The organism is Acinetobacter sp. V104_13 (genome assembly GCF_031798995.1).
Taxonomy (GTDB): domain Bacteria; phylum Pseudomonadota; class Gammaproteobacteria; order Pseudomonadales; family Moraxellaceae; genus Acinetobacter; species Acinetobacter pittii.
In genome coordinates, this window is the sequence record NZ_JAVQNP010000013.1 from 13,595 (window position 1) to 33,846 (window position 20,252).

Consider the following 20,252-nt stretch of genomic DNA (forward strand, 5'->3'; position numbering starts at 1 on the left):
AAACATCTCTACGCACCGACCCCAACAAAAATTTGATGTATTACCAAAAGTAATAAGAGGTAAAAACACAAATTAAAAATACTAGGTAATGCAACCCAGCCTTGTGCAATCAACTTATTTGTTAAAGGACTTAACCCACGGAAACAGATATATGCCAAGAGTGCTTGAACGAGCAAAGAAGGCACATAAATACCATAAACATTAAACTCACCCATTTGCTGTGGCTCCTCTCAGGGTGCTATTTTCATTCATTTGCTCTGATGAAACGTGGCACATGCTATAAGCAATATTGTTCAGTGAAATGAGTAGTCTTTGTCGCATAGTCATATCTTCAACATTTGAAGCAAGCTGTTTTAATTCAAATAACGCTCGGTAGATCCGCTCTACTAAAGCTGTCGTATCATTTTCATCGTTTTCTTTAGCTCTAAACAGCTCATCCAGATTTTGTTGCAAATCGCCAATATGCTGAGTGAGTTCAGATGCTTGAGGAAACTGATTGGCTAACTCTTGCAATCGGCTTAAATCAACAATACTACTCGACTCAATCAGGGCCTGATGAATTGAAGTTTTAATCTCGTCTGATTGCACCATTTTGCTGTTTAGAATCCCAATCCGATCTAGCATACTGCGTAGATGAACTTTAAAATCAAGACCATATGGCAGATAGATCGCTTGTCGCATGGCACGGTAATGCAAGGCTAAAATACGGCTTGCACTCGTGTCTGGTGACATGGCGCGAACAACATCAATGACAATCAAAGACACTAAAACACCTAAGATCATGGCAAATGAACTATCAAGATAAGACACTGCATCCATGCTATAAGCATTGTGCAGGTTTAGTCCCATCATGGTATTAATACCCAACACCATACCTACTGGCATCAGCATCTGGTTAGCCATCATAGACACTGCGAATAAGAACATCGGTAATAAAACCAGTCCAAGTTCCCAAAAAGTGGTGACATGCGGGAAAATACCAAATGCATAAACAAAGACTAAAACTGCTGAAGCTATACTGCCCCAGATAAAAATACGCAGAACTGGAACCGGGTTATCTAAGGCTGTTAAAATACAGGCGGTTACTGCGCCCATCTGTGCCATCATAAATCCAGCTTTCCACCCCGAAATAATCCAGACCCCAGTCACAATAAATGTAATAAGGACTGCACTGATACCGCCTCGTATTGCCACACCATGGTCACGGTGCAAACTTGGATATTTGGTCGTCATTGGGGTAATGTTGTCAGGAATTTCTTTATTACCTTGCTGAATTCGCTGCCACAAGACTTTAACGGCTAACACATTGCTAATGAAATGGCGCACATCCATTTTCATGGCTGCAACCAAAACTTGTTGGTGTGTAGAAGCCGACTCCATCAAACTTGCAAAATCACTTTCAAACTCATCAGGCAACTGCAAAATATTTTCATTAATAATCAGGTCTTTTTGCTCTAAAAACTGTACAACATGAGTTGAAAGCTGTTGCAGTTTTTCTGCATGAGTCTCGATAAATCGAAGTTCTTTAAGCTGCTTAATACGCTCAGATAAAGCGACTAGATTAGCGACCACCATTGAGATTTGATGAAGCATTTCCTGCAAGGGTTTGGTCATACCATGCAGCTCACCCTTTTCATAGCTCAAATGTACTGCCAAAGCATGAATATCTGTGGTGTCGCGAGTAATGGCAGCCAAGAGCTGAGTATTGTTCTGCTGCGAATCTATATTTAATAAATTAGCAAACAGATTCTCTGTATCTTTTAGGGTTTTGATCACCCGCTGTTTAATTGCTGAGCCAATATGCATTGGAAGAATCGTGGCAGAAACCACTGCACTTGAAATCACGCCAATCGAGATTTCTATAACCCGAGCTAAAGCAATATCGAATATATTATATTGATCAATATACGTAATCGCATTGAAGACAATCATGGCTGTCGAGTAACCCGCCAGCATAAAAGCGTAACTACGTGGAGTACGATCTAGTAACGACACATAAAGCGCAAAACCCACCCACAACGACAACACCACGGTAAATATCCAAGGTGTATTAATTAAATGTGGTGTTAGAGTTAAGGCAATCACAGCTCCGCCCATTGTCCCTACCACTCGATAGACACATTTAGAGGACACCATTCCTGAATATGGATTGGCAATAATCAGGACCGTACCAATCGACCACATCGGGTTAATCAGATCTAATTCAAACGAAACAAATAGTGCCAACATTCCGGCAATAAATGTTTTTAAGGCAAAGATCAGATCAAGCCTACTCGGGCGGAACGCCAGTATTTGCTTTAATAACATGAACTCATCTCAAATACAGATTTGAACTGATGAGCATGCCCTTCAATATTTGATCGTCTTTCTAAAGACAACACAACTTTGCCATTTGCCTCAAAGCAAATGATATGAGGAGCATCCTTCAATACAATGATTTTTCCACATCTCGCCTGATTGGCAGAGATGATTTCAGTTTGGGCGCCATTTAAACGGCCAAGCTTTGGAAAGAAGAGGTATCAAGAAATCAATCTGGAACCGACCAATTTCTCGATTAGATATTTTGTTTGGCAATTTTTTCAAAATAAAGCGATTTAGTCAACTAAAATATCTCTATTTGATAATTTGATATATTTTTTAATTATCGTATATGATGTATAAGCCCAGAGAAGTTTTCTCTTTGTCAGAGTAAAATACTCAAATCAGGCATTTATTTTAGAATTGAGACAAATCTTCTTTTTTTCTGTTATAAAAACTCAAAGATGACTCGTTGTTAAAGGATACGAACAAGACATTATGGCAATTTCAAGTTTTGGCAAAATTTTAACCGTACTGGACCTATTTTCAGTTTCGCGTCCAATCATTAATGTCGATATTATTTGCGAAGAACTTGGCTTGTCCAAACCAACGAGTTACCGTTACCTCAAAGAGCTAGTCTCAGCTGATCTATTAAAACGCATTAATGGAACCTCTGGCGATTATACCTTAGGCTCAAAAATTGCAGTTCTTGACTATATATCTAGAACAACCGACCCACTGGTTCAAATCAGCACACCGTTTATGCGAAATATTGTAGAGCGCACTGAACTGTGCTGTTTGCTTACCTATTTAAATGATGACTATTGCATTGACATACATCATGAAATATTTAAAGACACTGAGCTACTTTCATATGGGCGAGGCTGCCCAAGACCAATTTATGTTGGATCATCTCCAAAAACAATGGTTTCGCATTTAAGTAAACAACGCATGCAAGACTACTACCACCGTTACCAGCAAGAATTAAAACAATCAGGTTTTGCTGAAGATGAACCGAGCTTTATTCAACGTATGCGTAAAATTAAAAAACAAGGGTTCTATTTCTCACAAGGTGAGATTGACCCAAATGTTTCAGGTCTAGCGGTTCCTATTCGTTTTTCAAACAAAGAAGTACCTTTAGCTTTGACTTTAGTTGCCTCTAAAAATCGTTTTGATTTTTTAAATGTTGAAAAGCTCATCGAAATTTTGCAAGAAAATGCAGCACTTATTGAACAACGTTTTATGGAATTATCTGAAAAAGGTGAAATCTAAAACTCCACCTTATGATAATTTAAACTTTTCTTACACTTTAAAACATTGAATATATCACAATATTCTCATATTATGATTTTAGCTCCTATTGATGATTCTTTTCATCAGCAGCTCATCAGTAGAAGCATCCCCCTCAGAGGAATAAGCTCATGCTGCCATCATGGGCTTTTTTCTTGCCCGCTTTTTAATGAAGGTTATAAAAACTTAAATTGCCGAAAAGTAAGATTAATACGTGGTTGTAAAATCTTTGTTGAGCGATTTAAACGGTGTTGCCAATATTGTTGAGTCTCACCACGCATCACAATGAGTTGGCCTGGCTGTAGCCACAATTCAACTTTCTCTTTACTTTGAATATGTCTAAAAGAAAATTTACGGGTAGCACCAAAGCTTAAAGAAGCGATTGTTGTCGTTCTTGCCAAAGAAACATCCGAGTCACTGTGCCAAGCCATTCCTTGGGTTCCATCTTCATAAAGATTTGCCAAACAAGAATTAAATTTTTCTGAAAGTATTTGTTCTACCTGTTGTTTTAGTTTGGCGAGTGCTTTGTCCCACGGCAAAGAATCACGTGCGACACCCGAATATTTATATTGATAGTAGTCATCTCCATACCATGCAACTTTTCGAGCTGTAATAAAGTGCTTGCCATACAACTTAGCCTCGTCATGTTTCCATGCGAGGTGTTGATAAAGGTAGTGAAAATATTGTTCAGCTTCTTCAGGGCTTAAAATACAACCATAGTCCTGAACTTCACCATCATAGGGTAATAAATTCTCACAAGGCTCTGGAGAAAATAAATCCAAGGTCATACGGTCTCTCCGTGTTGCTTTGACATCTCCCAAGCTAACAATGCCAATTTACGCCCTTTTTGCCAATGATATTCTCCGACCATCCCTGTGGCACGAATCACTCGATGACAGGGAATCAGATATGCAATCGGATTTTGTCCAATTGCTGTAGCAACGGCTCTAACTGCTTTAGGCTTCCCAATTTGCTCTGCAATATCTTGATAAGTACGCAATTGGCCTTCTGGAATGGTGAGTAATGCTTCCCATACTTGTAGCTGAAATGGAGTTCCAGCCAAATTAAGTGGAAGTTTTTGCTGTAAGTGTTCTGAAAAATCCTGTTCAAACCACTTTGCAATTTGTTGATGCCAAATCGGTGACTGATTTTTCAATTGAGCTTTCGGAAAGTACTGTTTAATTAGTTGTTCAATATTGTCGTGAGTTTCGATAAACCGTATAGAACATATTCCTTTTTCACTACTGACCACCAACAACTCACCGAAGGGACTTGTCTCAACCGAATAATTAAGAATAACGCCTTCGCCTTTTTGTTTATATTCCCCAGGCGTCATCCCTTCAAGCTGAATAAACAGATCGTGTAAACGTCCTGTGCCAGATAAACCCGTATTTAAAGCGGTTTCCAATAAACTCCGTTGTTGCAACAGATGATATTTGGCCTGTTGCAAGCTCATATATTGCACAAATTTTTTCGGGCTAATCCCTACCCATTCTTGAAACTGGCGTTGAATATAGCTTGGGCTTAAATTCATATGACTCGCAACATCGTCCAGACTGGGTTGCTGGTCTAGATGTTCATATAAATATTCAATCACAGTGGCAATTACAGCAAATTGCCGAGAAGAAAGCATTTGCATGTGTCACCTCCTTAGCACTTATATCTTACATTAAAGTAGCCAAAGCCCTATGACGACCCGATTCTTGCACTCTTCAAAAATAAAAAAGCCTTTCATTGTAGAAAGGCTTAATCTTTCAATATGCACTTAAGGCTGCTTTAAATAAGGCCAAGCTGCTTTGAGGTAAATAAACATTGACCATAGAGTTAAAATGACCGCTGTATATAACAAAGCATAGGCAAGCATTTCTAAAGGCTGCCAATTAAGTAAGAACACACTAATGGCAATCATCTGAAAGGCTGTTTTATATTTACCTACAGTCGATACTGCCACACTGGTTCGTGCGCCAAGTTCTGCCATCCATTCACGTAAAGCAGAAACTGTAATTTCACGTGAAATAATCACAATTGCTGCAAAAGCCATTGAGATCGTTGGATTCCACTGTACTAAAACAATCAGTGCAGCCGCCACCATGAGCTTATCTGCAACTGGATCTAAAAAACGGCCAAATGCTGAAGTCTGGTTTAAAGTTCGTGCCAAATAGCCATCAAACCAATCGGTAATAGCAGCAAACACAAAAATAGCCGTCAAGATAATATGACGACTCATACTTCCTTCGTGCTCACCAATACCCATTGCAGGCGGCCAATACGCGATCACCAAAAATACAGGAATAAGCGCAATACGCGCTAATGTTAGGATATTTGGGATATTCAGGATTCGCCCTGTGGTCATAAACACCGCCAATTAAGTCTTCATGCATCTTGTAACAGACAAAAATACTTTCTTCAATATTGTATCTATCTGTAACAGCCACTTTATACGAAATATATGAATCGAGGAAGTGGACTGCTTAGGTAAATACCGTAACAGTTTGCCGTAAAATTGCAATTAAATGATCATTTTGGTCCCAAAGATAGGCATATTCTGTGGAATAACCTTCACCTGCATATTCAGTTACCACTTTATATTTAAACCAATCACACAATTGATGTTGGAACGGATGGACATAGGTAATGTGCCAAGTTAAAGAACTTGCAGGAGCAACTTGCTTAAACATCGGCAATACACCAGGTGGCCAAATATCCATCAAGACAATTAAATTTGGCAAAGTCATTTGACGATTTTCATACTTATCGGGATTAAACCTTGACCATCCTCCAAAGTCAGCATACTGACTTCCTGTAACAGGATAATGACCTTCTGCCCAGCATACATCAAAATGTTGATAGCATTCTGGCATTTGTCTAGCAAAAGGAATAGGTTGTAACTCTTCAGGTTGCCTATAAACTGGAACGATAGGCTCATGTCGCACTTCAATATTCGACGCACGCGGCACACCAAAGCTCGCAACCAAAATCGTTTGTACCGCACCATCTTGCCATAAACGGGTTTCAAGCGTAGTGACCGACTTTCCTTCCCTTAAAATTTCAATAGTCAATTGGGCAGCTCCCTGCTGTACAGGGCCCACGAAAGTAACACTACAACTTAATAATCTTTTATTTGGATCTTGAATATTGCAGCAGGCTTTTTGCATGAGTAGGCCAGCAACAAGACCACCAAAAACAGTTCGCCCCTGCAACCACCCTTCAGGTATTTCAATCCATTCCTTTTGTTTTATTTCTTCAAATAATTGCAGTAATGACATTCACTTCCCTAAAGCACTCTGACTTTTGATGAAACATTTTTCATCATTTTAAAGGGAAAGTGAATGATCATTCTTGTACTTATATCCCAACTATTTGGTCACTCGGCATAGAAACCTATCTTTATTCATGCAGAATTTTATAAATCGTTCTTGCCATCATTTCACCAAAACCAGGCACAAGAGTAAGCTCTTTTTCAGATGCTTTTAAAACACCTTGAATCCCACCAAAATGGGTTAATAAATCTCGACGGCGCTTTGGCCCTAACCCTGGAATTGCTTCTAAAACTGAGGTACTTCGGCGTTTATCACGTTTAGCACGATGCTTGGTAATCGCAAAACGATGGGCCTCATCACGCACCTGCTGAATTAAATGCAATGCCTTATGGTCTTCTGGTAACTGGATTTTTGTGCCGTCGGTAAAATGCAGGGTTTCAAGTCCGGGTTTACGCCCTTCACCTTTAGATACACCCACCATAAAAGCGTCTAGCCCAAGCTCTTGCATGACCTCCATTGCCATATGGAGCTGGCCTTTACCACCATCAATCAACAGTAAATCAGGCAATATGGCTTTTTTATAACGACGTGTTAAAGCTTGACGCATAGCAGCATAATCATCGCCTGCTGTAATGTCTTGAATGGCAAATTGGCGGTAGTCACGTTTACGCGCCCCGCCTTGGTCAAACACGACACATGAAGCAATTGGAGCTTCACCCATGGTGTGACTAATATCAAAACACTCAATACGATCGATAGGTCTTCCTACCACTTGTTCTAATTGATGGAAACGTTCATTAAGTTCTAAATGATTACTCAATTGCCCTTTAATGGCATGTTGAACATTCATTTCAGCTAACTCTAGCCACTCGGCACGAGTTTCTCGAACATTACTCTTAATCTGAACTTTTTTGCCAAACTGCTGTGCCAGCGCTTCCTCTAATTCTTTACAGTCAGGCAAAGCAATATTTACGATAAGCTCATTGGGAACTTCATCTGCAACTTGAAAGTAAAAGTTCGCCATAAAGTCACTAAGCATTTGCCCAAGATCATCACCGAGCATGTCTGGGAAATAACTTTTTCCACCCAGCATTCGCCCATTGCGTACATACATAATTTGCACGCATGTAACGCCTGCCTGATATGCAATTGCCAGAATATCCGCTTCGCCTTTGACTTTAAATACGGCTTGTTGGGCTTGTACTTCACGCAATAAAGATAAACGATCACGGTAAAAAACAGCTTTTTCAAATTCAAGCTCAGCCGCTGCTTGTTCCATTTTGGCAATGAGCTCTTGATTAAGCTCTTTGGTATCACCTTGCAAAAAGCGAATACTATTATTAACGTCTTCTTTATAATCTTCGGGTGAAATTAAACCTACACACGGGGCCGAACAACGCTTGATTTGATACTGCAAACATGGACGTTTACGCTGTGAGAAATAGCTATTTTCACACTGACGCACATTAAAAAGTTTTTGTAAAACCAGTAATGTATCACGTGCACTATAGGCACTTGGGTACGGGCCAAAAAACTTACCAATTTGGTGTTTTCCTTTGCCACGCCCGCTCGCAAGCCGAGGATAAGGCTTATCAGCCGAAACAAAAATATAGACATAAGACTTATCGTCCCGCAGCATAATGTTATACGGCGGACGATGTTGTTTAATTAAATTTTGTTCTAAGAGTAAAGCTTCAGTTTCTGAACGAGTAACCAAAGTTTCAATATCATAAATTCGTGCAACTAAAGCTTGTGTTTTAGGATGCTCAATCGTTTTAACAAAATAACTCGACACCCGATTTTTTAGGTTTTTTGCTTTGCCGACATATAACAATTCACCCTCCTTCCCTAGCATTTTATAAACACCTGGAAGCTGGGTCATGTTGGCTAAAATTTTTTCAATATGAGGACGAGCGTTTTGATTCACTATTGGCATGCATGGCTTAATACTGAATACCTAATGTGATGTTTTCACCCCTAATTTTCAAGTGCTTTACTGTGCTAGAACATAAATTTGGAAAGCAATTTAAATATGGTCCGACAGATTGTGTCGTACTCGCTTAAGAATCTAGACGATAGTAACTATATTTAACGTCTTTTTCTTTGTAGACCGCATAGGTTTTTTGACGAAAATCCGAGAACCAACCATTGCCCGTATAGCCTGCAATATGACCATAGGTGTGACCACTAGTCCGCTCAATAATGTAAATGTCACCTTCTTGTGGACGGTTAAAAGCAGGTTTAATTTTCTTATAACCATTCTTTTCTAGCGTTTGCCCCCAATCAGAAGCAGCTACAGGATGCTTTGACACATCTGCTCCAGCCGCTTGTAGAGCAATGCGAATATTTTTGGCGCATTTCTCTTTACTATGGTTGGCAGAGATACTTTCAAGCTTACTGGAGAACTTATGCAAATTAATATTTTGGTCTTCAGTTTTATGATTTTTAGTTCTAGATCGCTTAGATTTTTCAGTTGTCGAAGCTGCTTGTCTTAACATCACTTTTGTTTTTAAATCGCCTTGAGAACTTTCTTCTTTTCTCTCTTCGATATGATGAACATGTGCATGAGCTGCGTGATGAGCATGAGCCATTTTAAAACCTACTTCCGCTGACCAGTCTTCGAAAAAACCGCGCCATTGTAGAATCAAAATTGCTTATTGGCTCTTAATAGTTGTAACAAATTACCAGCACTGTGAAATAGGTCACAAAATTTAATAAAGGTTAATTTCTATGAATAATAAAGAATTTGTCAAAGAAATTATAAATACTGTTTCAGATAAATATATCGATACTTATCAACAGATTTATTCATCTACCTTAATCGATAATAAAATTAAAAAAGATCCCTACTGGTTTGATGCTCTCACTTTTTATCAATCTTTATCTCAAAAAGATAAGGAAACCTTATTTAAAATCATTAAACAGACTACTATTGATACTACAAGTACAATTTTAGGGATTATTGATGGTCCTGTGAGCTTAAATCAGATCTCTGGTGACTTTACACTGACATATACAGAAAATGAGAAGACAGTAATTTTAAATGGAGATCTACAAGATGAATTCCTTACCCAAATAACAGAAAGAGACATATCACAATGATATATAAGGAATTATAACAAGGGGAATATAGTTATGAGATTAAAAACAAAAGATTATTTATAAAAACTCAAAAAACGAGAAAATCAAATTAATACTAGAATTTTGGGCAGAAGAATATAATATTGAATCAAATTCTGAAGTAGAGATTATTTTTGAAGGCGATATAGAAAAAGGATATTTAATGATTGAATCAGAGATAAATCGTGTTGTCATCTATGGTTGGTAAGGAAGTCTTATTCAAGTTTTCAAAAATGGTAAACTTATTGACTAATCATTTTATTAAGAATCTATTCCTTATAACAGGCTATTTTAGCTCAAAATAAAAAACGCCCTTTCGGGCGCTTTAATTAAAATACATATGGTCGAACAAAAATCAGGAAGAAAATCCCAAGCATCAAGAACCATTTTAAGAAGTAATACAACTTACGGTTCTTAGCTTTTAAAGCCTTAGCTTTAATACGAATTTGATAGACATAACCAAAAGCTTTATTTAGGCCACCTGTTTGGTCGCCTGTTTCATTCGGTGAACTTGCCGCAGTCATCACATTACGACCAAACCAATGGTTGAAACGCTCCATCCATTTTACTTTCATTGGACGTTCAACGTCTGCAAAGAAAATAATACGGTTTTGATCAGTCTTATTTTCAGCATAGTGAATATAAGTTTCATCAAACACAACACTTTGACCATCACGCCAAGAATATCTTTCGCCATCGACGTCAATAAAACAACGATCATCATTTGGTGTAATTAGACCTAAGTGATAACGCAATGAACCTGCATACGGATCACGGTGTCTTACCAAACGGCTGTCAGGTGCAAGTTCGGTAAACATTGCTGCTTTAATTGTCGGCAATGTTTTAAGAAGTGCTGTAGTTTTTGGGCAAAGCTCAGCAGCAGATGGATGACTCGATTCATACCATTTAAGGTAAAAACGCTTCCAACCTGTTTTAAAGAATGAGTTAAAACCTAAGTCATTATAGGTACTTGAAGCTTTAATTCCGCCTTGGTTATATAATGCCTTCGCTTCATCACGAATCATTTCCCAATTTTCATCCAGCACTTTTAAATCTTTAAAATGCTGTGTGTCGATATAAGGCTGATTCGGCACCTTTGAAAAGATGTACATTAAAAAGTTAATCGGTGCGAGCAAGGTTGAATGGTCAAAAAATTGACGATAAAACGAGTGACGCACTTTGCCGCGATGTTGGATATACAATGCTGATATCACAAAAATCGCTAATATGATCCACTTAATCATATTGCTACTCTTTCAAAAGATTAGGGGCAACTTCACCTTATATTTAAGGAGAGAGAAACCGGAAGTTTATTTAATTGGCGCAAATTTTAACAAAATTGACTTAGAAAAAGCGAATGTAAAAAAATTAAGTCAAATAATAGACAGCGCTGTTGTAATAAAAATTTTAAATATAGTGTATTTTTCCATAAATTTAAGGAAGTTAAAATTTATTACTATTATTACTGTTATTTACAGATGATCCCACTAACAATTGACATTTTTGACAAAAAATTAACTTTTAAAACTTATTCGTTTTTATATAAAAATTTGATAATTCCAATGCTTTATCAAGAAAAAGTTAAATTAAAACAAATGTCTTTCGTTATTAGCTATCTTTATGATTTCTTTTATGCATTTCATATAGATGAATTGAATAATAAATAAGATGACCCTTGCGTCACGGCTTGATACAACTTGTCAGGTTTTTTTTAGATATAGTTATCGTAAGATTAGCGAAGCATAAATGTGTACCTAAGATGTGCACACGCTTCATAACATCAACTTAGAAGTCCTCCAAAACTAAGGAGATCAGGCATGATCCACGCTGGCAATGCCATTACCGTCCAAATGCTTTCGGACGGAATTGCAGAATTCCGCTTTGACTTACAAGGTGAGTCGGTCAATAAATTTAACCGTGCAACAATTGAAGATTTCCAAGCTGCTATTGCTGCGGTAAAAGCAAATAATGATATTAAAGGCTTAGTTGTTACCTCGGGCAAATCGACATTTATTGTTGGGGCAGACATTACCGAATTTGGTGAAAACTTCGCACAAGGCGAAAAAGCAATTGTTGACTGGCTTATGCCTGTTCACGAAATCTTCAATAGCTTTGAAGATTTAGAAATTCCAAAAGTTGTTGCTATTAACGGTATGGCGTTAGGTGGCGGTTTTGAAATGTGTTTAGTTTGTGACTATCGTGTGATGTCAGAAGCTGCACAAGTGGGCTTACCGGAAATTAAACTTGGTATTTACCCAGGTTTCGGCGGTAGCGTACGTTTAAGCCGTCTGATCGGTATCGACAACGCGGTTGAATGGATGGCGATGGCTGCTCCTAAAAAACCGGCTGCTGCCCTAAAAGATGGTGCGGTAGATGCGGTTGTAGCTGCTGATAAATTACTTGAAGCTGCAACTGACTTAGTTAAGCAAGCAATTTCTGGTCGTTTAAACTGGAAAGCAAAACGTCAAGAAAAGCTTGAAGCTGTAAAATTGAACCCACTTGAACAAATGATGGCGTTCAATACTGCAAAAGGTGCAGTACTTGCTAAAGCAAATCCTGCTCAATACCCTGCTCCAAAATTATTACTTGATTCATTACAAGCAGGTGCAAGCCTTGCGCGTGACGAAGCATTAAAAGCTGAAGCGGAAGGTTTTGCAAAAGCTGCGATTACGCCACAAGCTGGTGCATTGATTGGTTTATTCCTCAATGACCAAGTTGTTAAGAAAACTGCTAAAAAATATGAAAAAGGTGCACACCCTGTAAACCAAGCAGCTGTACTTGGTGCTGGTATCATGGGTGGTGGTATTGCTTACCAAGCGGCAAGCAAAGGTACACCAATTATCATGAAAGATATTGGTAATCCACAACTTGCTTTAGGTATGAAAGAAGCGAACAGCTTGTTAACCAAACAAGTTGAACGTAAGAAAATGAAACCTGCGCAAATGGGTGAAACGCTTGCACGTATCCGTCCTACTTTAAGCTACGATGAGTTTAAAGAAGTTGACATCGTGATCGAAGCAGTTACAGAAAATCCAAAAGTAAAAGAAATGGTACTTGCGGATACTGAGAAGAATGTTCGTGAAAATACGATTATTGCTTCTAATACTTCTACGATTTCAATCACGCGTTTAGCAAAAGCATTACAACGTCCTGAAAACTTCGTTGGTATGCACTTCTTCAACCCAGTTCACATGATGCCGCTTGTAGAAGTTATTCGTGGTGAAAAGACTTCTGAAGAAGCGATTGCAACTACTGTTGTTCTTGCTCAAAAAATGGGTAAAACACCGATCGTTGTAAACGACTGCCCAGGATTCTTGGTTAACCGTGTATTGTTCCCTTACTTTGGTGCGTTCGACCTTCTTGTAAAAGATGGCGCAGACTTCCAACAAGTTGACAATGTAATGTCTAAGTTTGGCTGGCCAATGGGTCCTGCTTACCTCATCGATGTTGTTGGTATCGACACAGGTGTACATGGGGCAGAAGTCATGGCTGAAGGTTTCCCAGACCGTATGAAGCCAGACTTTAAAGGTTCAATCCAAGCAATGTACGAAGCTAAACGCCTTGGTCAAAAGAATGACGTTGGTTTCTACAAATACGAACTCGATAAGAAAGGCAAAAAAGCAAAAACTGTTGATCCAACAGCGTATGAAATCATTGCTCCTTTCGTAACGGGTGAGAAACGCGAGTTTGATAACCAAGAAATCATTGACCGCATGATGCTTGCTTTCTGTAACGAAACAGTTCGTTGCTTAGAAGACAACATCGTTGCAACTGCTGCTGAAGCAGACATGGCAATGATTATGGGTGTAGGTTTCCCTCCATTCCGTGGTGGTCCATGTCGTTATATCGACCAGACTGGTGTTGCTGAATACGTTGCACTTTGCGACAAATATGCACACTTAGGTAAGGCTTATGAAGCGCCACAAATGTTGCGCGACATGGCTGCTAACAACAAAAAATTCTACGGTTAAGGAGCAACGTGAATGGCTACTTTAAATCCACGTGACGTTGTCATCGTTGATGGCGTACGTTCTGCAATGGGTAAAACCAAAAACGGTATGTTCCGTAATGTACGTGCTGACAGCTTATCTGCTGAATTGGTTCGTGCACTCGTTGCCCGTAACCAGTTTGATGTAAACGAAGTTGAAGACCTGATCTGGGGCTGTGTAAACCAGACTCTAGAACAAGGTATGAACATTGGCCGTAACATCGGCTTATTGGCTGACTTGCCAAAAACTGTTGCTGGTCAAACAGTAAACCGTCTTTGTGGTTCTTCTATGCAAGCGCTTCATACTGCTGCTGCACAGATTGCAACAAACCAAGGTGATATTTTCATTATTGGTGGTGTAGAGCACATGGGCCACGTAGGTATGATGCATGGCATCGACCTAAACCCAGAAGCATCTAAACACTATGCAAAAGCATCTAACATGATGGGCTTAACTGCTGAAATGTTAGGTCGCATGAATGGCATTAGCCGTGAAGAGCAAGACGCTTTTGGTGTTGAATCTCACCGCCGTGCTTGGGCTGCAACTCAAGAAGGTCGTTTCAAAAATGAAATCGTTGGTGTTGAAGGCCACGATGCTAATGGCTTTAAAATCCTTTGCGACATCGACGAAGTAATTCGTCCAGATGCAAACCTTGAAGCGTTCAAAGCATTACGTCCTGTATTTGACCCGAAAGGCGGTACTGTAACTGCGGCTACATCTTCAGCTTTGTCTGATGGTGCTTCTGCAATGTTACTTATGTCTGCTGAACGTGCCCAAGCGTTAGGTTTAAAACCACGCGCTGTAATTCGCTCTATGGCAGTTGCAGGCTGTGACGCAGCAATCATGGGTTACGGTCCAGTTCCAGCAACTCAAAAAGCGCTTAAACGTGCTGGTTTAACGATGGCTGATATTCAAACTATCGAGTTAAACGAAGCATTTGCTGCTCAAGGCTTATCAGTAATGAAAGGCTTAGGTATTTATGACAAGCAAGACATCATTAACTTAAATGGTGGCGCGATTGCTTTGGGTCACCCACTAGGTTGTTCTGGTGCGCGTATCACCACTACGTTGTTAAACGTAATGGAACAACAAGATACTCAAATCGGTCTTGCGACCATGTGTATCGGCCTTGGTCAAGGTATTGCAACAGTGATCGAACGTGTTTAATTAACACCAAGATAAAAAAATCCCCGCTCAATGCGGGGATTTTTATTTTAACGTCCTTTTAAACCATCTTGAATTTGCTGTTGTAATTTTATGAGGTCGCTAAGGTTAACTTTCATCGTACCCTCACGATAAGCATCGACATTACTTCGATTAATATTCAAATCTTTTAACATTACAAAAATGCCGTTCGTTGGATCAGAAGACTGTATTCCACCCGCTACCGCTAAAATGTATTGTTGTAAGAATGGAGAAAGCTGGGACAAATCGGGCTGTGCCATAACTGGCTGATAATCTACTGTCGTCATGCCTTCAGGGACTAAAGCATTTTGTATATCATAATGCGTTTTATACTCATGATGTTGAAGAGCCTGACGCACTTTTTTATCTTCTTGGAAGGGTACAAATCCTACCTCTTCACGTAGCTCAGATTCAGCCATAACGCGAATTGTTGGTAAAGTCGCTACTTCCTCTGCTTGAACAGTCGGTAAACCCATAAAAGCAAATGCAGCAATGAAGGCTGATTGTTTTAGAAAGTTCATAACTTGCTCCAAAAATCACTCACCTTATTTCAACTAAAAGATGATGATTAAATTAAAAGTATCTATAAATAGGCTACAACAAAGTCGAATTTGATTCAGTAATGCTCAGATAAACGGTAAATATAATTAAAATTTTTAATGTAATAGTAAAAGACTTTATTTATTCAAGAATGAAATTTATATAAAACACTCTATAACTTGGACAAAAGAAAAGTGTTCAGATTATAGAGTGCAATTTAACTTATTGGTTTTATTTGCTCTCTAACATCTCTTTTAAAGAATTCACGACTTGCGGAAATTTCGTATAACCTTCTCTACCCAAAAAATGCCCACCATTAGGAACAGTAATGTACGGTGCATCAATTTCTTTCGCCAATTCAATAGTCAGTTTTGGGGGAACTAAATCATCATTATCGGACAAATACACCAGCTTTTTCTTTATGCCCTTAAAGTAATTTGTATCGACCTTACTCTTCGTTATATAACTATTAAGAACAGAAGAATCTGAAATTAGACCAGAAAATCCGGATACTAAAATCATCCCTCCAATATTTTGATAATCATGTCTTTGCAAAAAGTGCAGTAACGTAATCACCCCTAAACTGTGCGCAACAAAATAGGTATTCTCATCCACCTTAGGGATCTGTTGATCTAAAACTTTCTGCCATGCATCTACGTCCGGATTCTCAGAATCTGGAAATGGAATTAAAGTAACCGTTGTATGATCATCTTCTATTTGATGTTTTAAATCTAGAAACCAATGATCATCTATAGAAGCAGAGTAACCGTGAAGCACAAATATTTGACGCATGTTCTTCTCCTGAAGTTCAAGTGTTTTGGCATTTGCAACAAATGACATTAATCCGAATAACACCAATAAAATGAGTTTTCTGATCATTGAACAAGTACCATTTTGAAAGATAAAAACATGCTAAACTATGACATCACTGTTAAGGTCAACCCCATTTTATGAACTTAGCTAAAGTTGCCGAGCTCACAAAAGTAAGCCCTCGTATGCTGCGTTATTACGAGAGCTTAGGGCTTATACGGCCTCTTCGAGCGAGTAATAATTATCGAAGTTATACGCAAAAAGATATTGAAAATATTAAGAAAATTAAAATATTAAATGATGCAGGGATGCACTTAAAAGATATTCAGGTCTTGCTACCTTGTTTTGATTTAGATGAACGTGTATTTACACTGTGTTCAGTGGTTCGAGAAAAACTGCAAACCGAGCTCATGCATGTCTCTGAGCAGTTAAACAAACTGCAAACTTCTCAAAGTTTATTACAATCTTTTTTAACCAAAGGAAAAGCCGAGAGCACCAAATCATAATATTTGATGCTCATACTCTGCTTATTCTTTTAAATCTCCTTCGAGTGAAGCTACATTCCTTTTCTTAATTTTTTCAATTTTTGCATTTAGCTTTAGAACATCTTGATAAAGCCCATTAAACTTTTTGACCTGAGCATTTTCATGAAAAAGAATCATCTGATCTTTCTTCTGCCATTCATAATTTTTTAAAAGTTTAAACATTTCTTCTGCTTTATCTAAAATTTGTAGCTCAATCATAAAAATTGCATGGTCTTGATCTGCTTTTTGCTGAGTTCCCAATTTCATTTCAAGAAGTTGCCTCATCTCTGCATCAACCGATAGTTCTTGAACCTTTGCTAAGAAAGTCTTATGAATCTTTTCATATTCACTCTGATACTGATCTGATGCTTTACGGACATCGGCTAGCATCTTTTCGGTTTCTGCATACTTCTGTTTTTTATCAATATCTAAACGGTCCACATTTAAGAAAGTATCCCATTTGGCTGCTTTGAGTTCTCTTAAGTATGCATTACGTGCATTAATATTTTGAATCCAATAACTTAAAAGGAATTCTGAAATTTGCTTATAGTGTCCTGCCAAACGCTTATCGTGAATATCAAGCTGGACGGGTTTAGACCAGTCTTGTGCTTGTTCGTAAAGCTGATTCATTTTTTCAGTCATGACGACATCAAACATTTGACTACTGTCTTTGGCTTGCTGCTGTTTGATGTGCTGATAGGTGAAAAAAACAATGCTTGTGATAACAATCAGACTTGCAATCGCAATCAAAACTCGGCGCATACACACCTCCTATTTCCCTTCTTATAGTTTTGCTCTTTATAGTTATAAAATAGAGCTTATTCTTCTTTATATGCCATTTATTTCACAATACGCAACACTGTATTCGCTACTCAAAGCTTTAAATCCTTATCCATCATCCCTATTATGATGGGTAATTAAAATTTATGAGATTCTCCCATGCGTGTTGATGTCTGGTCTGATGTAGTTTGCCCTTTCTGTTATATCGGCAAAAAACGCCTTGAACATGTAGCTGCTGAAGCAGGTATTGATCTTGAAATTCACTGGCATAGTTTTGAATTAGATCCTGATGCGCCAGCAAAACATGACACTTCAAATACTGAGCGTCTGGCTAAAAAATATGGCCGTACCTATGAAGAGATGGAAGAAATGGAGCGCAACATTGCGGCCATGGCTGCTTCTGAAGGTATTGATTTCCAATGGCAAAAGGCGAACTCAGGCAATAGTTTCAATGCACACCGTATTATTCACCTTGCGCAAAGCAAAGGTTTAGGTAATGAAGCTAAAGAAGCTTTTTTCCATGCTTATATGACCGAAGGTCTCGCAATTGGCGAACGTGAAGTTGTAGAAGAAATTGCATCTCGTATTGGTTTAGACAATGCTGAAGTTGAATACGTACTAGATACCAACGAACTATCTGACTTTGTCCGCCATGATGAAAAAATTGCACGTGAGCAGCTTAATGTAACTGGCGTGCCATTTTTTGTATTCGACCAAAGAATTGCGCTTGCTGGCGCTCAACCTCGTGAAGTCTTTTTACAAGTTTTGGAAAAAGCACAAATCAAAGCAAATACTGAAGAAGTCGAGCAAGATGATGCGGCTGTTTGTACCGATGAAACTTGTGATGTTCCAAAGAAATAAATGAACACAATTAAAACGTGATCAAATCGCATGTTTTATCATCATTTTAGCAATAGAGCGTTCTAAAAAAAGAACTATCTAATTGCTAAAAATCAGTTTATTATTGCCGCTTAGAATATTCGCGCTGTAATGTTCTGTTTTTTATGTGTTTAATGATCGGAATTTGAAGTTTCCTTGATCTATCATCCCCCTTCACTGGGGGATTTTTTTGGCTAAAAATAATCGCTAATAGCTTAAACTTTTTCATTTATTTCAAATATGTAAAAAAAGTTAAATTTACTTAACTTTTGTGTCCCCCTCTTGATTTTATTAGAAAAATCAACAAAAGTGGAAACAACAACAAAACATAAAGATAGATATGAAAACATTTCATGTAATGCCGTACCGGCAGCTTTTTGCACTTTTAACGATTGGATTTGGTTCAGTATGCATCGCTCATGCAGAGACCGCCTCTTCTTCTGCAAACCAACAAGTAGGAAGTACATCATCTGGAGTACAAACTGAAGTCACCACGGACGAAAATCTCTTAGATCAAATTCCGCGTTGGGTAGACGCAACCCCAACCATTTTTCCAGAGCAGTCTAATGAGCCTATTGTTCCGCCTACCGAACAAACCGAAGATCAAACCTGGGTTGATCGTAAGCAAAAGAAAATTCGTAATTGGGCCGATCGTACTTCTGAAAAAATTGATAATTGGTTTGGTGAAGTTGATCCACAAAAACCAGCTACTGCAACCATTCGGGTTATGGTTGACAACTATTGGAATGAATACGACAACTTTGAAATTAAGCCCAGAATTCGCGGTAAGATTAAGCTCCCTACGCTAGAAAAACGTTTAAGCGTGGTATTTGGTGATGACTCTTTAGATAATGAATTTAATAACAGCCCAGCCAATATTAACCAAAACCCAAATCAAGACTCTAATAAGAAGTTAGATGGTAAGCAAACTCGAGATGACAACAGCTCAATTGCTTTGCGTTGGTCAAATTTCTCGAAAAAACTGCCTTTTGAAACCGATGCAGACTTAGGTATTCGTTCTGGAGACGATATTTATGTTCGTTTAAAAGCATCGAGAGATTGGCAACTTCGTAATGATTTTAAGTTTTATGCTGAACAAATTTATCGTTACGGCATAGATAGCGAAAACTATTTACGTACTAATCTTGAACTTACCCATGCTAGACCGAATCAACCGATTTTATCCAATCAGTTCAGCCTTACCTATGCCGATGATCAGGATGATGATCTAGCTTGGGAAAACCGAACATTCCGCGAACACAGTTTCTTTGCAAATAACCGTTTTAATTATGGGATTTATACAAGTGGTTATTACAACGACAATGACTTACGTTTAAACAGTTGGGGACCGTTTGTTTCATGGCGCCAGCCCGTTTTACGTGAATGGTTCTTTGTACAAGGCGATGTAAATTACTTTAATGACCACCGCGAAGACCGTAATCATTTTGTCAGCACCTTCTTGCGTTTAGAAGCACTTTTCTAAGCTAGCCAACGTCACCTTGGACCTCATCCAAGGTGATAAATAACAAAATATTTTTAAATAAAATTTTAAGATTAGCCTACTAAAGTACTGTTCT

Annotated in this window: 21 protein-coding genes; 8 read left to right on the forward strand and 13 right to left on the reverse strand. The window is 38.4% G+C overall.

Annotated elements, in window-relative coordinates; genetic code table 11:
• Positions 1-8 precede the first annotated feature (8 nt).
• From RMB06_RS03240 to RMB06_RS03250, 3 genes are read right to left on the reverse strand one after another with little or no spacing between them, the layout of a single operon-like run.
• Positions 9-215, reverse strand: coding sequence for a DUF1656 domain-containing protein (locus RMB06_RS03240; protein WP_311078306.1), 207 nt, complete (start codon positions 213-215; stop codon positions 9-11).
• Positions 208-2,307 carry an FUSC family protein gene (locus RMB06_RS03245; protein ID WP_311078308.1) on the reverse strand — a complete coding sequence of 700 codons (2,100 nt, stop codon included), beginning with the start codon at positions 2,305-2,307 and terminating at the stop codon, positions 208-210. Before RMB06_RS03245 ends, RMB06_RS03240 begins: the two co-directional genes overlap by 8 nt.
• Entirely contained in the window at positions 2,298-2,429 is a 132-nt protein-coding gene (locus tag RMB06_RS03250; protein ID WP_014208220.1) for a hypothetical protein, read from the reverse strand. Before RMB06_RS03250 ends, RMB06_RS03245 begins: the two co-directional genes overlap by 10 nt.
• A gap of 367 nt (positions 2,430-2,796) precedes the next feature.
• Between RMB06_RS03250 and RMB06_RS03255 the strand changes: the two genes are divergently transcribed.
• The gene (locus RMB06_RS03255) at positions 2,797-3,570 is read left to right on the forward strand and encodes an IclR family transcriptional regulator (RefSeq protein WP_304396333.1); all 774 of its coding nucleotides are present in this window, start codon (positions 2,797-2,799) and stop codon (positions 3,568-3,570) included.
• 194 nt (positions 3,571-3,764) lie between these two features.
• Here the strand turns inward: RMB06_RS03255 and RMB06_RS03260 are convergent, their stop codons facing one another.
• From RMB06_RS03260 to RMB06_RS03290, 6 genes are all read right to left on the reverse strand, one after another.
• Complete coding sequence (locus RMB06_RS03260) at positions 3,765-4,376, reverse strand: alpha-ketoglutarate-dependent dioxygenase AlkB (RefSeq protein WP_017402599.1); 612 nt, start codon at positions 4,374-4,376, stop codon at positions 3,765-3,767.
• A complete protein-coding gene (locus RMB06_RS03265) occupies positions 4,373-5,227 on the reverse strand; it encodes a methylated-DNA--[protein]-cysteine S-methyltransferase (protein ID WP_068527236.1) in 855 nt (284 codons plus the stop codon). Before RMB06_RS03265 ends, RMB06_RS03260 begins: the two co-directional genes overlap by 4 nt.
• A 126-nt stretch (positions 5,228-5,353) precedes the next feature.
• Complete coding sequence (pgsA, locus tag RMB06_RS03275) at positions 5,354-5,941, reverse strand: CDP-diacylglycerol--glycerol-3-phosphate 3-phosphatidyltransferase (protein WP_002114808.1); 588 nt, start codon at positions 5,939-5,941, stop codon at positions 5,354-5,356.
• 118 nt (positions 5,942-6,059) lie between these two features.
• Complete coding sequence (locus tag RMB06_RS03280) at positions 6,060-6,854, reverse strand: thioesterase family protein (protein ID WP_311078314.1); 795 nt, start codon at positions 6,852-6,854, stop codon at positions 6,060-6,062.
• A 121-nt stretch (positions 6,855-6,975) separates the two neighbouring features.
• Positions 6,976-8,775, reverse strand: a complete 1,800-nt coding sequence (uvrC, locus tag RMB06_RS03285; RefSeq protein ID WP_304396453.1) for an excinuclease ABC subunit UvrC — start codon at positions 8,773-8,775, stop codon at positions 6,976-6,978.
• 133 nt (positions 8,776-8,908) lie between these two features.
• Entirely contained in the window at positions 8,909-9,439 is a 531-nt protein-coding gene (locus RMB06_RS03290) for a CHAP domain-containing protein (protein ID WP_304396330.1), read from the reverse strand.
• 139 nt (positions 9,440-9,578) lie between these two features.
• On the opposite strand from RMB06_RS03290, the gene RMB06_RS03295 reads away from it, so the two are divergent.
• A complete protein-coding gene (locus tag RMB06_RS03295; RefSeq protein WP_304396329.1) occupies positions 9,579-9,950 on the forward strand; it encodes a transposase in 372 nt (123 codons plus the stop codon).
• A gap of 347 nt (positions 9,951-10,297) precedes the next feature.
• On the opposite strand, the gene lpxO is transcribed toward RMB06_RS03295, so the two are convergent.
• On the reverse strand, positions 10,298-11,212 hold the full coding sequence (gene lpxO, locus RMB06_RS03300; RefSeq protein ID WP_101664196.1) for a lipid A hydroxylase LpxO: 915 nt from the start codon (positions 11,210-11,212) through the stop codon (positions 10,298-10,300).
• 306 nt (positions 11,213-11,518) lie between these two features.
• Here lpxO and RMB06_RS03305 point away from each other — a divergent pair, with 306 nt between their 5' ends.
• From RMB06_RS03305 to fadA, 3 genes are all read left to right on the forward strand, one after another.
• The gene (locus tag RMB06_RS03305; protein ID WP_078210141.1) at positions 11,519-11,635 is read left to right on the forward strand and encodes a hypothetical protein; all 117 of its coding nucleotides are present in this window, start codon (positions 11,519-11,521) and stop codon (positions 11,633-11,635) included.
• Positions 11,636-11,785: 150 nt separating this feature from the next.
• Positions 11,786-13,939, forward strand: a complete 2,154-nt coding sequence (fadB, locus tag RMB06_RS03310; protein WP_017398716.1) for a fatty acid oxidation complex subunit alpha FadB — start codon at positions 11,786-11,788, stop codon at positions 13,937-13,939.
• 12 nt (positions 13,940-13,951) lie between these two features.
• Positions 13,952-15,124, forward strand: coding sequence for an acetyl-CoA C-acyltransferase FadA (gene fadA / locus RMB06_RS03315; RefSeq protein ID WP_005065826.1), 1,173 nt, complete (start codon positions 13,952-13,954; stop codon positions 15,122-15,124).
• 47 nt (positions 15,125-15,171) lie between these two features.
• Here the strand turns inward: fadA and RMB06_RS03320 are convergent, their stop codons facing one another.
• On the reverse strand, positions 15,172-15,663 hold the full coding sequence (locus tag RMB06_RS03320; RefSeq protein ID WP_311078322.1) for a hypothetical protein: 492 nt from the start codon (positions 15,661-15,663) through the stop codon (positions 15,172-15,174).
• 250 nt (positions 15,664-15,913) lie between these two features.
• Complete coding sequence (locus RMB06_RS03325; RefSeq protein ID WP_311078324.1) at positions 15,914-16,561, reverse strand: alpha/beta hydrolase; 648 nt, start codon at positions 16,559-16,561, stop codon at positions 15,914-15,916.
• Positions 16,562-16,632: 71 nt separating this feature from the next.
• On the opposite strand from RMB06_RS03325, the gene RMB06_RS03330 reads away from it, so the two are divergent.
• Positions 16,633-16,998, forward strand: coding sequence for a MerR family transcriptional regulator (locus RMB06_RS03330; protein WP_044424736.1), 366 nt, complete (start codon positions 16,633-16,635; stop codon positions 16,996-16,998).
• A 21-nt stretch (positions 16,999-17,019) separates the two neighbouring features.
• On the opposite strand, the gene RMB06_RS03335 is transcribed toward RMB06_RS03330, so the two are convergent.
• Complete coding sequence (locus RMB06_RS03335; protein ID WP_086354652.1) at positions 17,020-17,778, reverse strand: hypothetical protein; 759 nt, start codon at positions 17,776-17,778, stop codon at positions 17,020-17,022.
• Between the two features lie 177 nt (positions 17,779-17,955).
• Between RMB06_RS03335 and RMB06_RS03340 the strand changes: the two genes are divergently transcribed.
• Positions 17,956-18,657, forward strand: coding sequence for a DsbA family oxidoreductase (locus RMB06_RS03340; protein WP_005079385.1), 702 nt, complete (start codon positions 17,956-17,958; stop codon positions 18,655-18,657).
• A 358-nt stretch (positions 18,658-19,015) separates the two neighbouring features.
• Complete coding sequence (locus tag RMB06_RS03345; RefSeq protein ID WP_032038100.1) at positions 19,016-20,158, forward strand: hypothetical protein; 1,143 nt, start codon at positions 19,016-19,018, stop codon at positions 20,156-20,158.
• Positions 20,159-20,252 lie beyond the last annotated feature (94 nt).

Excerpts from the sequence above, each read along its gene's own strand:
- RMB06_RS03240 (WP_311078306.1), bottom strand. The coding sequence starts at position 215 with ATGGGTGAGTTTAATGTTTATGGTATTTATGTGCCTTCTTTGCTCGTT.
- RMB06_RS03245 (WP_311078308.1), bottom strand. The coding sequence starts at position 2,307 with ATGTTATTAAAGCAAATACTGGCGTTCCGCCCGAGTAGGCTTGATCTG.
- RMB06_RS03255 (WP_304396333.1), top strand. The coding sequence starts at position 2,797 with ATGGCAATTTCAAGTTTTGGCAAAATTTTAACCGTACTGGACCTATTT.
- RMB06_RS03260 (WP_017402599.1), bottom strand. The coding sequence starts at position 4,376 with ATGACCTTGGATTTATTTTCTCCAGAGCCTTGTGAGAATTTATTACCC.
- RMB06_RS03265 (WP_068527236.1), bottom strand. The coding sequence starts at position 5,227 with ATGCAAATGCTTTCTTCTCGGCAATTTGCTGTAATTGCCACTGTGATT.
- pgsA (WP_002114808.1), bottom strand. The coding sequence starts at position 5,941 with ATGACCACAGGGCGAATCCTGAATATCCCAAATATCCTAACATTAGCG.
- RMB06_RS03280 (WP_311078314.1), bottom strand. The coding sequence starts at position 6,854 with ATGTCATTACTGCAATTATTTGAAGAAATAAAACAAAAGGAATGGATT.
- RMB06_RS03290 (WP_304396330.1), bottom strand. The coding sequence starts at position 9,439 with ATGGCTCATGCTCATCACGCAGCTCATGCACATGTTCATCATATCGAA.
- RMB06_RS03295 (WP_304396329.1), top strand. The coding sequence starts at position 9,579 with ATGAATAATAAAGAATTTGTCAAAGAAATTATAAATACTGTTTCAGAT.
- lpxO (WP_101664196.1), bottom strand. The coding sequence starts at position 11,212 with ATGATTAAGTGGATCATATTAGCGATTTTTGTGATATCAGCATTGTAT.
- fadB (WP_017398716.1), top strand. The coding sequence starts at position 11,786 with ATGATCCACGCTGGCAATGCCATTACCGTCCAAATGCTTTCGGACGGA.
- fadA (WP_005065826.1), top strand. The coding sequence starts at position 13,952 with ATGGCTACTTTAAATCCACGTGACGTTGTCATCGTTGATGGCGTACGT.
- RMB06_RS03320 (WP_311078322.1), bottom strand. The coding sequence starts at position 15,663 with ATGAACTTTCTAAAACAATCAGCCTTCATTGCTGCATTTGCTTTTATG.
- RMB06_RS03325 (WP_311078324.1), bottom strand. The coding sequence starts at position 16,561 with ATGATCAGAAAACTCATTTTATTGGTGTTATTCGGATTAATGTCATTT.
- RMB06_RS03330 (WP_044424736.1), top strand. The coding sequence starts at position 16,633 with ATGAACTTAGCTAAAGTTGCCGAGCTCACAAAAGTAAGCCCTCGTATG.
- RMB06_RS03335 (WP_086354652.1), bottom strand. The coding sequence starts at position 17,778 with ATGCGCCGAGTTTTGATTGCGATTGCAAGTCTGATTGTTATCACAAGC.
- RMB06_RS03340 (WP_005079385.1), top strand. The coding sequence starts at position 17,956 with ATGCGTGTTGATGTCTGGTCTGATGTAGTTTGCCCTTTCTGTTATATC.
- RMB06_RS03345 (WP_032038100.1), top strand. The coding sequence starts at position 19,016 with ATGAAAACATTTCATGTAATGCCGTACCGGCAGCTTTTTGCACTTTTA.